General features: G+C 38.3%; 14 protein-coding genes. 7 read left to right on the top strand and 7 right to left on the bottom strand.

The genetic code is table 11. The features are described from left to right. Positions 1-87 precede the first annotated feature (87 nt). A complete protein-coding gene (locus DSM03_RS02325; RefSeq protein WP_128763029.1) occupies positions 88-384 on the bottom strand; it encodes a TIGR03643 family protein in 297 nt (98 codons plus the stop codon). A 223-nt stretch (positions 385-607) separates the two neighbouring features. On the opposite strand from DSM03_RS02325, the gene DSM03_RS02320 reads away from it, so the two are divergent. The 5 genes from DSM03_RS02320 to DSM03_RS02300 all read left to right on the top strand — a co-directional run bounded on the left by DSM03_RS02320 (position 608) and on the right by DSM03_RS02300 (position 5,111). Continuing rightward, positions 608-1,207 (top strand): LXG domain-containing protein, encoded by a 600-nt coding sequence (locus DSM03_RS02320; protein WP_128763028.1) that lies wholly within the window; start codon positions 608-610, stop codon positions 1,205-1,207. Between the two features lie 182 nt (positions 1,208-1,389). Continuing rightward, positions 1,390-1,833: a hypothetical protein gene (locus DSM03_RS02315; protein ID WP_128763027.1), complete on the top strand. Its 444-nt coding sequence runs from the start codon at positions 1,390-1,392 to the stop codon at positions 1,831-1,833. Between the two features lie 76 nt (positions 1,834-1,909). Next, positions 1,910-2,512, top strand: a complete 603-nt coding sequence (locus DSM03_RS02310) for a hypothetical protein (RefSeq protein WP_128763026.1) — start codon at positions 1,910-1,912, stop codon at positions 2,510-2,512. 5 nt (positions 2,513-2,517) lie between these two features. Continuing rightward, positions 2,518-3,018 (top strand): nuclear transport factor 2 family protein, encoded by a 501-nt coding sequence (locus tag DSM03_RS02305; RefSeq protein ID WP_128761754.1) that lies wholly within the window; start codon positions 2,518-2,520, stop codon positions 3,016-3,018. Positions 3,019-3,044: 26 nt separating this feature from the next. Then, entirely contained in the window at positions 3,045-5,111 is a 2,067-nt protein-coding gene (locus tag DSM03_RS02300) for a M13 family metallopeptidase (RefSeq protein ID WP_128763025.1), read from the top strand. 53 nt (positions 5,112-5,164) lie between these two features. On the opposite strand, the gene DSM03_RS02295 is transcribed toward DSM03_RS02300, so the two are convergent. Next, on the bottom strand, positions 5,165-5,806 hold the full coding sequence (locus DSM03_RS02295) for a hypothetical protein (RefSeq protein ID WP_128761752.1): 642 nt from the start codon (positions 5,804-5,806) through the stop codon (positions 5,165-5,167). A gap of 100 nt (positions 5,807-5,906) precedes the next feature. On the opposite strand from DSM03_RS02295, the gene DSM03_RS02290 reads away from it, so the two are divergent. Next, positions 5,907-7,232, top strand: coding sequence for an aspartate kinase (locus tag DSM03_RS02290; RefSeq protein WP_128763024.1), 1,326 nt, complete (start codon positions 5,907-5,909; stop codon positions 7,230-7,232). 117 nt (positions 7,233-7,349) lie between these two features. On the opposite strand, the gene DSM03_RS02285 is transcribed toward DSM03_RS02290, so the two are convergent. Both DSM03_RS02285 and DSM03_RS02280 read right to left on the bottom strand, forming a co-directional pair. Next, positions 7,350-8,150: an NAD(P)H-binding protein gene (locus DSM03_RS02285; protein ID WP_128763023.1), complete on the bottom strand. Its 801-nt coding sequence runs from the start codon at positions 8,148-8,150 to the stop codon at positions 7,350-7,352. Positions 8,151-8,175: 25 nt separating this feature from the next. Next, complete coding sequence (locus DSM03_RS02280) at positions 8,176-10,482, bottom strand: M20/M25/M40 family metallo-hydrolase (RefSeq protein WP_128763022.1); 2,307 nt, start codon at positions 10,480-10,482, stop codon at positions 8,176-8,178. Positions 10,483-10,622: 140 nt separating this feature from the next. On the opposite strand from DSM03_RS02280, the gene DSM03_RS02275 reads away from it, so the two are divergent. After that, complete coding sequence (locus tag DSM03_RS02275; protein WP_128763021.1) at positions 10,623-11,084, top strand: CBS domain-containing protein; 462 nt, start codon at positions 10,623-10,625, stop codon at positions 11,082-11,084. A 23-nt stretch (positions 11,085-11,107) separates the two neighbouring features. Here the strand turns inward: DSM03_RS02275 and DSM03_RS02270 are convergent, their stop codons facing one another. The 3 genes from DSM03_RS02270 to DSM03_RS02260 all read right to left on the bottom strand — a co-directional run bounded on the left by DSM03_RS02270 (position 11,108) and on the right by DSM03_RS02260 (position 13,920). Then, positions 11,108-11,455 (bottom strand): hypothetical protein, encoded by a 348-nt coding sequence (locus tag DSM03_RS02270; RefSeq protein ID WP_128761747.1) that lies wholly within the window; start codon positions 11,453-11,455, stop codon positions 11,108-11,110. Positions 11,456-11,474: 19 nt separating this feature from the next. Next, positions 11,475-11,999 carry a YfiT family bacillithiol transferase gene (locus DSM03_RS02265; protein ID WP_128763020.1) on the bottom strand — a complete coding sequence of 175 codons (525 nt, stop codon included), beginning with the start codon at positions 11,997-11,999 and terminating at the stop codon, positions 11,475-11,477. Between the two features lie 127 nt (positions 12,000-12,126). Continuing rightward, positions 12,127-13,920 (bottom strand): ribonucleoside-diphosphate reductase subunit alpha, encoded by a 1,794-nt coding sequence (locus DSM03_RS02260; RefSeq protein ID WP_128763019.1) that lies wholly within the window; start codon positions 13,918-13,920, stop codon positions 12,127-12,129. Between the last annotated feature and the right edge of the window lies 1 nt (position 13,921).

Genomic DNA, 13,921 nt, shown 5'->3' with positions numbered 1-13,921 from the left:
GTTCAATTATATGGGAATACAGTATTAAAAATTGAAAAATCCATCAATTATTGATGGATTTTTCAATTTTTAATACTGGTAAGATAATTAGTAACGCTTACTTATTTTATTATGTGTTATTTGCTTTTGCCTTGAGCTCTTAAATGTGCCTTTTTCAAAGGTTCTCTTAGCAGCGTGTTTGGTGGCTCTACCCTGTACACGAGCACGCCACATTCTAAAGCTAGAAGGTTTCAGTTCTCTGCGCATAAGCGCTATAACTTCTTGCTCTTTAAGGTCAAATTGAAAGTGTATAGCGTCAAAGGTAGTGCGGTCTTCCCAGGCCATTTCAATAATACGATCGATCTCGCGCTCAGTAAATGCTGAATTAGTGTTAGAGGTTTCCATAAACAGTTTTTGTGAAAGATACCTTCACATATCAAAATTTGAAAGCTATTGTGTGTTGAATTTCAGTTTTTTAGAGATAATTAACATTTTTCAGAAATAGCTTAACACCATTGAGAATATTCGTTAATTCTCAGTAAAAAGTTTAAGTATTTTTTAGCGAGCGTATTTAAAAAGCAATTCTTCTGTCTACTACATTTACACTTTAACTATTAAATCAGATATTATGAAATATATTCAAATTGCAGCAGCCGGTCTTTTACTGGCAACTTCATTTACTTCGTGTAAAAATGCTGGTGAAAAAGAAGCTCAGGTAGAAGAAGATACTAAAGAGGTGCAAACCGTAAAAGATAGCACCGCGGCAGAAAAAGCGCGTTACGCTGAAGCGAAGCTTGAAACGGAAAGACCAATTATGCCAGAAAATTATGAGATCAATTGGGATGATGTTGATGCAGACCCTACAATGAAAACAGATTTTGAGGCTTGGGATGACTACCGTACCTTCTCAGGGTCTTTAAGTGATTTAGAATTGAAAAAAGTGCCCGAAGCTGAGATCACAGATTATATCTCACGACTAGAACAAGAGGCAATGAATCTTGAAAATACAATTCCACAATCTATAATGACTGAAGAAATTCAGGAAGACATTAAAGATATTAAAGAAGAAATTGCAGATCTAAAAGCTATTACAGCTCAAGCTGGTGTTAATGAATCTAAAATCGCAAGCCAGGTAGAAGAATTAAAAGAAGCTTATGATGATCTTAATGAAGAGATTAAAGAAACAGTATCTAATTCAGAAAAGAGTCTTCTTGACGATAATCAGTAATTAGATATATTTTAATTTAAAAGTATAAGGCTCTCATATAGAGAGCCTTTTTTTATGGTTTAAGTTAAAGAATGCCTAACGTTTAAGCAAGTTCCCAAAAAGTTTTAGCAATACTTTATAAACCCTAATGGGTTAAGAGCTTCCTGAATCTCATAACTTTGTAAAGTTAAAACCCCAGTAAAATGAAATGGCACCTGCTTCAAATATTTATATTAACATTCTTGTTGCTAAGTTGTAAAAACAAGTTAGACACGCCTTCTTCTAAAATGGCTCTGCAGGCTCACGTAGAGCAATTAAAGCCTGATGTAGAAGCGCTCGTTAAAAATTGGGATGGTTACTGGGCTTTAGAGCGAAATATCGCAATGATTGAAAATACAAATCCTTTAAACGCTATAGAGTTTATGGATAAGTTAGCAAACAATTGTAATGCGATGATTATGCAAATGCCTCAGGAATTAAAAAGACCGGAAATCAAAGAGCAAATTAAACGGGTAGATACAAGAATTAATGAATTTTACAGCGAAGTAAATCGGAGTGAAATTAGAGAACGTGTGGTAGAGAATCATATAGAAACCATAATCAATGCTTTTGACACACTCAATAAAAAACTCAATCGAGTTTTATAAAAGAAGTAAAATATTTAGTTGAAGCCTCTTAATATAGAGGCTTTTTTTATGCGTAGCTTTGTGTACATTTGATCTTATGAAAATTACCTTTTACCTTTTACTCATACTTCTTTTAAGTCTGAGTTCTTGTAAAGAAAAACAAGATGTTGTTGCAGACCCCAGAGAGGTGACAGATACATTGCAGATCGCCTATCAGCCAAATAAGAAGCAAGAGATTATATTAACGCCTTCGGCAAAAAATGCTACAGAAAGTTGGGAGAATTATCGGGAACTTGCAGCTCAGATAGATGCTTTAGACACGGTGCGCGTGGGGTATTTGAGAGTAAATGGTAAAGAGTGGATTAGCAATGCTTCTCTGGCACAAACTAAAGTAAAAGACAGTTTTGCAAACACGGCTATAGAAGCTAGATTGACGGTCTTATTTACCAAGACCAATACACTTATTCAGGAAGCTTCAAAACTCGAAGTAGATACTGCGGCAGTTAACAAAGAAGCCACAGAATTATACAACACATTTCAGAACTTAAAGCTTCAGATAAATCTAAAGCACCAGAAATCTATAGAAGAATTACTAGAGCAATACGAGGTGGAAGCAGATTCGCTTTCCGCAGTTAAAGATTCATCAGAGACACGTCGTGACAGCTTGCTAAGAGCCAATCACGTCCCTGTTCAAAACTAAAAACAATGAAAAAATTACTCGTTTTTTTAATTACCATGGCTAGTGTATCCTTATTGGCACAGCAGCGTGATAAAACAGAAATGGCAATAAACAGCCAACTCGAAAAGTGGCACAAAGCTGCAGCAGATGCAGATTTTGATGCTTATTATGATCTGATGACTGAAGATGCTGTCTTTATAGGTACAGATGCTGATGAAAACTGGCAACTAGACCAGTTTAAAGCGTATGCAAAGCCTTATTTTGATAAGGGTAAAGCTTGGAGTTTTACAACACTTGAACGAACTATCTACCATCCTAAAAAGTCTAAAATAGCCTGGTTTGATGAGTTGCTAGATACACAGATGGGTATTTGTCGTGGGTCTGGTGTGATGCGCCTGGATGGTAAGGATTGGAAGGTGCAACACTATGTGTTATCTATTGCTGTTCCTAATGAAAATGTTTCAGAATTAACCCAGATCAAAAAAGAACACGATAGTTTGCTAATGGCAAAAATGCGTGACAATTAATTTAAAATAATCCCTTATTATAGTTTATGAATTCAATGTTTAAAATGATAATTCCGGTTTCTATCGGGATTTTAAGTTTAACCGCTTGCAAAGAAGAGGCAAAAAAAGATGATGCTGTTGCAACGGTTAAAATTCCGGCGTTAGACCTAACTAATATGGATACGCTGGTTAAGCCACAAGATGACTTTTACAAATTTGTAAATGGAAATTGGATGCAAAATACAGAGATCCCTGAAGAAGAATCAGTTTGGGGAGGTTTTAGTGTTTTGCGTAAAAAAACGCGTGAAGATGTTTTAACCATTATTGAAGATGCGCGTAAAGAAAACACCTACGCTGCAGGTTCTGATCAGGCTAAAGCATTAGCACTCTTTGAAAGCGAACTGGACACAGTTGCGCGTAATGAAGCTGGTCTGACTCCGCTTAATCCCGCTTTAGATAGTATTGCGGCAATCGCCTCAGCAAGTGATATTGCACGGGTGGGACAAATGCGTAACGGAACAGGAACCCCGTTTTTTAACTTCAGAGTATTTTCAGATTTCTCAGACAGTAAGATGAATGCTGGTTATATTACTCCGGGAAGATTGGGGTTGCCAGATCGTGATTATTACATAGAGCAAGATGCAAAATCAAAAGAAATTCGGGAGCAATATAAAGCCTATATCAGTTGGGTTCTTGAGTACGCAGGTGATGAGAAAGCTAATGCTGATGATGAAGCGGCACGTATTCTTGCTATAGAAACTAAACTAGCAGAGCCAAAGCTTGACAAAGTAGAGCAGCGCGATGCCCGTAACCTAAATAACCCAATGAGTGTAGCACAACTGCAAAAGTTGACTCCGGCGATTGACTGGACCGCTTATTTTGAGAATCAGGGTTTAAAAAAAGAGGTTGATACCGTTATCGTACTTCAGCCTAAATACATGAAAGCCTTGCAGAATGTATTGACTACAACTCCAGTTGAAGATTTAAAACTATTGATGAGGTGGGCAACACTCAACTCGTGGTCAGATGCACTTACTACAGACTTAGAATATGCAAACTGGGAGTTTTACAGCAAAACGTTAAACGGTACACCAAAACAAAAACCAGCTGACGAGCGCGCTCTTGCAACTGTAGATAACACTTTAGGGGAAGCTTTAGGTAAATTGTATGTTGATAAAGTATTTCCGCCAGAGGCGAAAGCTAAAGCCGAAACCATGATCGCAAATATCAAAGAAGCTTTTAGAGACCGCATCAACAATCTGGAGTGGATGACCGATTCTACTAAAATGCAAGCTATTGATAAACTGAATAAATTCACGGTAAAAATTGGTTATCCTGACAAATGGGAAGATTATTCTAAGTTAGAAATCAGTGCTGATAAAGGTTATTTTGAGAATCTATTAGCGGCAGGAGCTTGGTCTATTGACGAGAATAATGCAGAATATAAAGAACCGGTTGATAAAACGAAGTGGGGAATGTCTCCACAAACGGTGAATGCATATTTCAATCCTTCTTTCAATGAGATTGTATTCCCTGCGGCTATTTTACAACCTCCGTTTTATAACTATCAAGCTGATGAAGCTGTAAATTATGGAGGAATAGGAGCGGTGATTGGCCACGAAATTTCACATGCATTTGATGATAGCGGTGCGCGTTATGACGGTGACGGTAACTTAAAAAATTGGTGGAGTGATGCAGATCTAGAAGCATTTACAGAGCGCAGTGGTGCTCTTGCTGAACAATATAGCAATATTGAAGTTGCAGACAGTTTATACATCAATGGTAAATTTACTTTAGGTGAAAACATAGGTGATTTAGGCGGTCTTCTGGCTGCTTACACAGGATTGCAAAAATTCTATGAGAAAAACGGAAGACCGGAAGAAATAGATGGTTACACACCAGAGCAACGTTTCTTCATCAGCTGGGCGACGATCTGGCGTACAAAAATGCGTGACGATGCGTTGCGTACTCGTATTAAAACAGACCCGCATTCTCCGGGAATGTACCGAGCGTATGTACCGCTTCAAAATATAGATGCTTTTTATGAGGCATTTGATATCAAAGAAGGCGACCCTATGTTTGTACCTGCTGAAAAGCGCGTGCGCATCTGGTAAGAAGATTTTAAATAAAAATCAAAAGCCCGAAAGCAAATTGCTTTCGGGCTTTTTTAGTTTTTAATTTCGTTTACCAAAGCAAAAGCTTGATTCACATATTCTTTTTCGAGAAAAAGAGTAAAATAATTTGAAGTGGAAATCGCTTCAAAGATGGGTATACCTTCGTAAGCAAGCAGTTTAAAGATGTAAAAGTAAAGCCCCACTGTTTTTGAGTTATTTACCGGAAGTGCAATAGATAAAGATGATAAATCGTGCTTCACCATAACGCAAGTTTCTTTCTCAAAACAACGTTCTACAAGTTCGGTCAGATCGTTTGAAACCAGAATATTGCTTTCGTGAAAGGTACTCGAATAGGTTAAATAAGCTTTGGGAATACTTTTAGTCTGTTCAAGCAATTGTGACTGACTTTCTAAAATGGTGTTTGAATTGAGAAAGGTAAAATCTGTAATACCGCTGCGTACTACAATGTCTCCTAAATCACGCATCATCTTTTCATCAACACGTTTCTGTGGATAATAGCGTCGCAATGCCATTACAATAGAGCCCACATTGACCGGCTTGCCTAATTCTTTTTCAATTCTGGGTTTAAAATCTTCGGCTAGTGCACTGTAATTAATGATCTTACGCATCAGCGCATCTTCGGTATACGGCTGGTGTTTAATAAGTTGTTCGACAACAGATGTAATAGTTTTCAATGTTATATAATTAACAATTTGTACAAATTTATATAAAAATGTTGAATTTTTTTCTTGCTTCTTTTTTTCAGCTTAACTATGCAGCATTAATTTGATGAAGATGAATGTTTTAAAATTTGGAGGAACTTCAGTAGGAAGTGCTCAAAATATCAGAAAAGTAGTAGAAATTCTTTCTGTTACCGAAAAGCCAAAGATTGTGGTACTGTCTGCAATGTCTGGTGTTACAAACTTACTAGTAAGCCTTAATCAGGCAAGTATTGATAAAGATTCTGCACAAATCACCAATGTGCTGGAGCAGCTTCAGGCTAAACATTTTGAAGCAATAGAGGATCTGTTCACCGCAGAAAATCAACCAGAAACAAAAGCTCAAATTGAGACGTTTGTAGCTGCTTTAAAAGACATTGCAACTGGTGGACGTACACTGACCACGTATGCTGAGTTGGTGACTTATGGTGAAACCATGCTTACCTGGATGTTCTCAAAATTCTTAGATCAGGAGCAGGTAGCAAATGTACTTTTAAACGCAAGTACATTTATGAATGTAGGCACTGTTGAAAACCCAAATATAGATTCAGTTTCTGAATCTTTATTACCACAATTGGAGCAAAATCCTTCTCAATTATACATTACACAAGGTTTTGTGTGTCGTGATGAGCGAGGTTCTTTAGCAACACTTAAGCGTGGCGGAAGCGACTTTAGCGCAACAATTATCGCAGCAGCGGTGTCTGCTGCGGGTGTTCAGATCTGGACAGATATTGACGGGTTGCACAACAACGATCCTCGTTATGTAGAAGGTACAAACCCTATTGAACATTTGACCTATAACGAAGCAGCAGAGCTTGCTTATTTTGGAGCAAAAATATTACATCCGCAAACGGTGGCTCCGGTAATAGATCGTGATATTCCGGTTTGGTTAAAAAATACGTTTGAGCCTTCTGCTCCGGGAACTAAAATTTCTAATGAGTACCATAACCGGGGTTTAAAAGCGATTTCTGCAAAAGATGGTATTACCGCTATAAAAATTAAATCGAATCGTATGCTAGGTGCTCACGGTTTCCTAAGAACGATTTTTGAAGTGTTTGACCGTCACGAGACCTCAATTGATATGATTACTACTTCTGAGGTTGCTATCTCATTAACCATTGATGACACCGCTCACTTGAAAGCTATAATGACCGAACTTTCAGTAATTGCTGAAGTTACTGTCGAAGAAGATCACAGTATTATTTGTATTGTAGGAGAGAACCTTATTGCAGACCACGAGTCGTATAAAGCATTTGGTATTCTCAATTCTATCCCGGTGCGTATGATTGCATATGGGGGTAGTAATAACAACATTTCTCTTTTGGTTCCAACGCGAGAAAAGATAAGTGCTTTACAATACTTAAACGCGCAATTGTTCCAACTAGAAGGAGCAATAGCTTAGACTTTTGTTAGTTAGTGTTAGCCTTTCTTCTGACCAACCAGAAGATTAACATGAGAAACCCGGTATGTGCTTGCCGGGTTTTTTTTATGTCTTTTTTTAAGAGAAATAATTTTTAGTTTATAAGCTCTTTTGAAAAGTATAACCTAATAAAGGTTTTAAATTAACGGAGTCTACCTGTTTAAAAGTCTGATCTCTATCAGATTCATAAAGAGGAGGTTCCAGACCTAAAGCTTCTGCTTGTTTTTTATAATAAACCGCTTTTGCAGGATGATCAGGGTGTACTGCATTTAGGATATGACCAAAAGCATTTTTATAGATCACGCCCAAAATAACACCCATACAATCTTCACGGTGTATAAGATTCACTGGCGCGTTACCATTGCTTAAACCCGTACGGCCGGCAAGGTATTTTACCGGATTTCGACTGCCGCCAAACAGACCTCCAAAACGTATAACGGTAGTTTTAACCGCAGTAGATTTAAAGAAAATCTGTTCAACTTCTACTAATTGTTTGCCTTTGCTGTCCTGAGGTTTGGGTACATCAGCTTCGGTAACTTTTCCTTGAGAATCGTCATAAACGCCTGTGCTGCTTATTAAAATCACTTTTGGTATAGAAGATTTTTCAACAGCATCCAGCAATTGGGCCATCCGCAAAGCGTGGTTGTGGCCCGTATTTCGGCGTAAGCCGGGCGGAATTAGAATGATCAGAATTTCAGAATCTGCTAAAAACGAATTGATCTCCCCGCGAATTTCGTCTTCTGCAATTTCAACCTGATAGACATCAACGCCGTAGGTTTTCAATTCTGCTTGTTTGGTCTTAGAAGTAACCGAACCTTTTACGGTATGTCCCAATTCTTGTAATTGCGCGGCCAGTGGTAGTCCCAGCCATCCTAATCCTGCAATAGCAATCCTGCTCATAATAATTCAATTTTAAGCAATGCTCTTAAAATTCGATGTGTTGTTTGGTGATCAGTGCATCGGTATTTACAAAAGGCATTGGCATAGCATTTAAAGGGCGCGAAGGTAGGTCAAAGCTGGTGTTTTCTAAAAGATCATAGCTATAATCAAAAAGTGTAAATTGTAAGGGCGCACCTTCTTGTATTGTTAGATGCACTTCAAGCGGCTCTCTATCAACAAGCCTGTAGCTTAATAAATAGTCTGTAGAGCGATTTGCTAACGGAAATGCTTCGCCTTCTCGGGGTAAAACCTCCTGACCATTAAAGCTTAACCGGTTAAAAGGAGTGTCTTTTGGACACAATAAAATCATATCTCCCACATTGCGTTGTGGAAATACAGTGAAATCAAGCCTGCGCTCACCATCAATTATAGTATCCTTAGAAGTGTAAATTTGCGAAGGTGCAACAAAAGTTACTGGTGCTTTTGAAATGTAAGAATACCGGCTCCCGTATTTACCAGACTCTGGGTTTTTACCGGCTTCTTCTGCGGTTTGTATATGTTCCCCGAGAATATTTTTCAGCCAATTGTCTAGCTGGTTGTTGTAAGTAGCAAAAAATGCTTCTTCGGTATTTGCATCATAAACATAGTTTAAACTGGTAGGAAAACGTCTTTCTTCGGTGAAGTCAGATTTAGCATACGCTGAAATAAAAGCACCAACACTCACGAGTAGAAATAAGATTGCCAGCTTGCCTTTCATCTTATAATAGCCCATTACCGGAAGCAACAAGCCAAAAAGTAATACGGTAAGCGCAGTTGCTGCTACCAGCATTTTGAGACCCAGCCCCACAGGAAATTCTTTGATGTAATGGGTTATGATAAAAAGGGCCGGAGCAGAAAGAAGGGTGAGTAGAAACAAATTAGGTTTAGTGTTTCTTAAAATTATAAAGACACTGAGTAACCCAAAATAAATAGGGATTACAAAAAAGGAAGCACCTTCTAAATACAGGCCAACTCCGGTTGCAATGAGTAGCCAAAAGAATAACGGTGCCAAACTGAGTGAAGCTGTTGTATTGGGTTTGTAGAATAGTTTATAAATGAAAAAGGTAAGTGCTAAAATAAGCGCGACAAAACCGGCTAAAAGTTCATAACCATTATAAGGAAATCCTTGTAAAATATCAGCTTGTGCAGGGTCTAGCGCTAAAATTACCTTCCAGCCCAGGCTAACTAAATAGGCTAAAACAAGCGAAATGAGCAACGGAAGAAACCCGCGTAAAACTCCTAAAATGGTGAGTTGTTTTTTGCGCATTCCATATAGGAGTACCATAAAAAATAAGATCCATGCACCTATTAGCATCGGTAAAATCCAACTGAATGGATAATAAGCCATTTTAAGTATAGGAAGATTAAAATAGACATAGTCTTCGTCTGCTTTTAAGTTAAGGTTTGCATCTTTAAAATAGTCTAAAAGAGCCGATAGATATCTGCCTTGATGTTCTAAAGACTCGGGGTCTAAACGACTGGGGATATCATTTGCTGTGTGGTAATCAAAGTGATCGCCAATAAACGCAAAGAAAAACCCATCAATATCGCCATCTTCACGCAAAACAGTAGAGTCTGTATCATTAGGCAATAATTTATAAACGCTATACATCAGCGAATTTGCATAAGGATGTGAAGGGTTGGCTTTAGCAAAAGCCTTGATTAATTTGCCGTTGCCGCCGTTGGTCTCTACGATCATATTAGAAGGGCCGCCGCTTCCGCGGGCTTCAAAGTTTAAAGCCAGGTCTACATCTTTTGCCCATGGATGCTTGTTCACAAATACCGAAGCACCATTAAGACCTAATTCTTCAGCATCTGTAAACAAAATAATTATATCATTTTTGGCTTTTTCGCCTTGGGCTAAATAAGCTCTTATGGTCTCTAAAATCGCAGCAACTCCGCTTCCGGCGTCACTTGCTCCGTGCGAAGCTGTATGTGGCGCACTGTCGTAATGCGACATCAGCAAAAGCGTTTGACCAGAACCTGTACCGGGAATGCGTGTGATTATATTTTCAGCTCTGCTTAAAGCACCCCAGCCCGGTTTATATGCAAAATCTGTTTGTATTTGTGTCTCGAGACCCAAACCCTCCAGCGTTTTTACAATGTAGTTTTGCGTGGTTTGATGTGCCGGCATACCCACTCCGTGTGCTTCATGAGCTATAGAATCTATAAAAGCCTGTGCACGCGCAGTAGAAAATGCTGTTAGCGGAGTGTTTGCGTCAGATATACTTTGCGGTTTATGTGTGTAAAAACTAAAATAAATAAGCCCCAGAATGAGCAAAAAAGAAAGTACGGCAGCGTAATGCGTTTTCATAGGTAGACGAATATTCGGTTAAAGGTAGTAGGAAAGGCTGGTATGTACAAGGCTTGAAGTAATTTGAAAATTTGATAAAGAAATCGTTTTCGATATCTCGGATATTTTGTCTAATTTAAAGAGTCTAAAAATATAAGCGTATGGGAATCAAGAGTTTTATGGGTAAACGATCTAAAGTTGTTGCCGAAGAAGTAAATATTAAAGTTTCAGATTATATGACAACTAAGCTCATTACATTTACCACAGATGAGTCGATTATGGATGTCATGCAAAAACTGATCAAGTACCGTATTTCAGGAGCGCCGGTTGTGAATGAAAACAATGAGTTGTTAGGTGTTATTTCTGAAGGGGATTGTATCAAGCATATATCAGATAGTCGATATCATAATTTACCAATGCTCAATGCAACAGTGGGGCAAAATATGGCAATTGATGTGGAAACGATAGACGGAAATATGAATGTGCTCGATGCAGCTCGCTTTTTTATCGAGCGTAAACACCGCCGTTTTCCTATTGTTGAAGACGGAAAACTAGTAGGGCAAATCAGTCAGATGGATGTGATTAAAGCTGCTCTAAAGCTAAAAGGAGCAACTTGGAAATAGGTTTTTATGGAGTGCTGTAAATACTACTTGCGTCTTACCAGAGCATAAAAGTCATTGTCTAGCGGAAGATACCCCTGATCATAAACAAAGTAATAAACGGTGCCGGCCTTTGTGGTATAAATGCTGGTAAACAAATTAAAATCAAAACCTGCTAAAACTAATTTACTCTTTGTAGTCTTGGTCTTGTCGTCAGGATTTAAAGACTCGAGGATGCGGTAATTTTTACGCAGTTTGTTATTGGTATTTCGTATCAGGTTCTTTCGGTCGCTGTTGAGTTTATTGTTTGCAGCATTTCTGCACGAGTCGCTGCAGTATTTTTTATCTGCGCGACCTATAATTTTATCTCCACACTCCGGGCAAGTCTTTTGCATAATCTAAAATAATGATTTTCTAGGAGTTGAGCGCACTTTTAATATGTGCTAAATGATGCCTGCAGTGCCAGTCATACATCCCGATGGTTTCTGCTAAGGTAAACTGCTTGCCGTGTTCCGGGTGAATGTAAGTTCGTTCCAGATCTTCAGGTTCTAATGCTTTTAGTAGAATCGCCCAGCGCAAGTGTAAGCCTTCAATAAGTTTAAGTGAAGCTTCTATAGGTGTTGATACAGTATCAGGCAGTTCAGCCCACTTGTGTTCAAAATAGGGTTTGATTTGAGGAGTGTTTTCAGTTAATGTGAGTTTAAACCGTATAAATGCATTCATATGACTATCTGCGCAATGATGTACAAGCTGCTTAATATTCCAGCCATCGAGGCGGTAGGTTTTTGCTAAGCTATCTTCGGAAAGATTTTCGGTTAATTGGGTAATTGAGCTCGGAAAATCTTGAATAGTGTGTATCCATTTTTCGATTTGAGAAGCTGTGAGAGTTTCGGGTTTTTCAAAAGTCCCTATGGGATATTTTAAATCTTGAAGATCCATAGTAATAATTTGTTTAGTGAGCTAAAGTTACTGGATAATTTAAATTGAAAATAAGTTCTTGATAAAAGAAAGAGCCGGTATTTCTACCGGCTCTTGCAACACTTACTTAAATAAAAAATTCTATTGATTAAGCCTCACAACTTACGCAGGCTTTTTTCTGCTTGAATTTTTGAGCAGCATTCATACTGTGCTGGTAATACAAAGATTTTAATCCTAGTTTCCAGGCAGTAATATGAATTTTATTGATGTCCTTAACGGGCATATCCGGGTGAACAATGATGTTCACAGATTGACCTTGGTCAATATGGTTTTGTCTGTTAGCAGCTTGATAAACGATGTCTAACTGATCGATTTCAGAATAGGTTTTAAATACATCTTTTTCTAAGTCTGATAAGAAATCTAGATGTTGAACAGAGCCATCAAAGTCTCTGATGCTTCTCCAAACTTCAGTAGTATTTTTGCCTTTTTCTTCTAGTAAATCAACTAAAAACGGATTTCTAATTGTGGTTTTTACTTTAGCGATATCTTTTACATAGGTGTTAGACCAGATAGGCTCTATACCCTGTGAAACCTGACCTAATATAAACGCAGATGAGGTTGTAGGAGCAATTGCATTTAAAGTTGCATTGCGCCTTCCGTAGCCTTTTAAAGCTTCAGGTTCACCAAAACGATCTGCTAAATCTGCTGACGCCTGGTAGGATTTTTCTTTGATAGTTCTAAAGATCTCACTGTTTAGATCATAAGCCTCCTGACTGTTGAACGGCAACATTTTAGATTGTAATAATGAGTGCCATCCTAAAACACCTAATCCTAATGCACGGTTTTCTTTAGCAAAATTATAGGCTCTTTCCATAAACAAGAAGGTCTGGCGATCTTCACGGCTTTCAGAATCACGATAAACCTCTAGTTTTTCGCAGAATTCTGTAATCACAGCATCTAAGAAATGAACCATAGTTTCTACAGCATCAGTATTTTTCCATTTATCATAGTGTAGAACATTAACTGAAGATAGTACACAAACAAATGACCAATTCTCATTAGAGGGTAACATGATCTCTGTACACAAGTTACTAGCGTAGATCGTGTGATTGTTATCTCTAAACACATCTGCAGCACCGTTGTTTGCATTGTCTTTAAAGAAAATATAAGGATATCCCATTTCCCCGCGACGTTGCAATACTTTAGCCCATATAGCACGTTTTTTCTCGTCACCGGCTACCATATCTTCCATCCATTGGTTGGTCACCGATACGCCGTGTGTTAATTCTTGAATTGGGTTACCTTCGGTACCAATTTCTAAGAACTCTTCAATATCCGGATGTTCAACCGGTAAGTAGGGAGAAAAGCGACCACGACGTACAGAGCCTTGACTTACAACATCAACCATAGATTCAAAAAGCTGCATAATGTGTACAGCTCCAGAAGCCTGACCGTTATTTTTCACATCAGCACCGCGATGTCTAATTTTACCGAAATATCCAGAAGTACCACCACCTAGTTTAGACATCATACCTACTTCAGACTGGGTGTATAAAATGTTACCCATATCATCGTCTATATGAGAACCGAAGCAGCTGATAGGCAGACCACGCTCTTTACCAAAGTTTGACCAAACCGGAGAAGCCAGTGAGTAAAAACCTTCGCTCATATACCCGTAGAACTTATCTGAAAAACCAGCTATACCCAGGATAGTTTCGGCACGATCTGCAATTTCACGGATACGCCCTTCTGGAGTAACACCCTTAGTCAGGTACCCTGATGCTAAAAAGTTTCTACTGAAATCATTTAACCATTCAAACTTATGTTCTTGCTTTTCTGATGAATTTTTAAGCGCTTCTTTTCTTGCTTGTGCAAGGGTATCAGTTGCGCTTGTAGTTTTTTGTTGTAACTCTTCTCCTGGGTGTAATTTTGATTCGTTCATT

It is taken from the genome of Leeuwenhoekiella aestuarii (genome assembly GCF_004104055.1).
Classification (GTDB): Bacteria; Bacteroidota; Bacteroidia; order Flavobacteriales; family Flavobacteriaceae; genus Leeuwenhoekiella; species Leeuwenhoekiella aestuarii.
The sequence above is the reverse complement of the archived record's forward strand: the minus strand, read 5'-3'. Positions and strand labels throughout refer to the sequence as shown.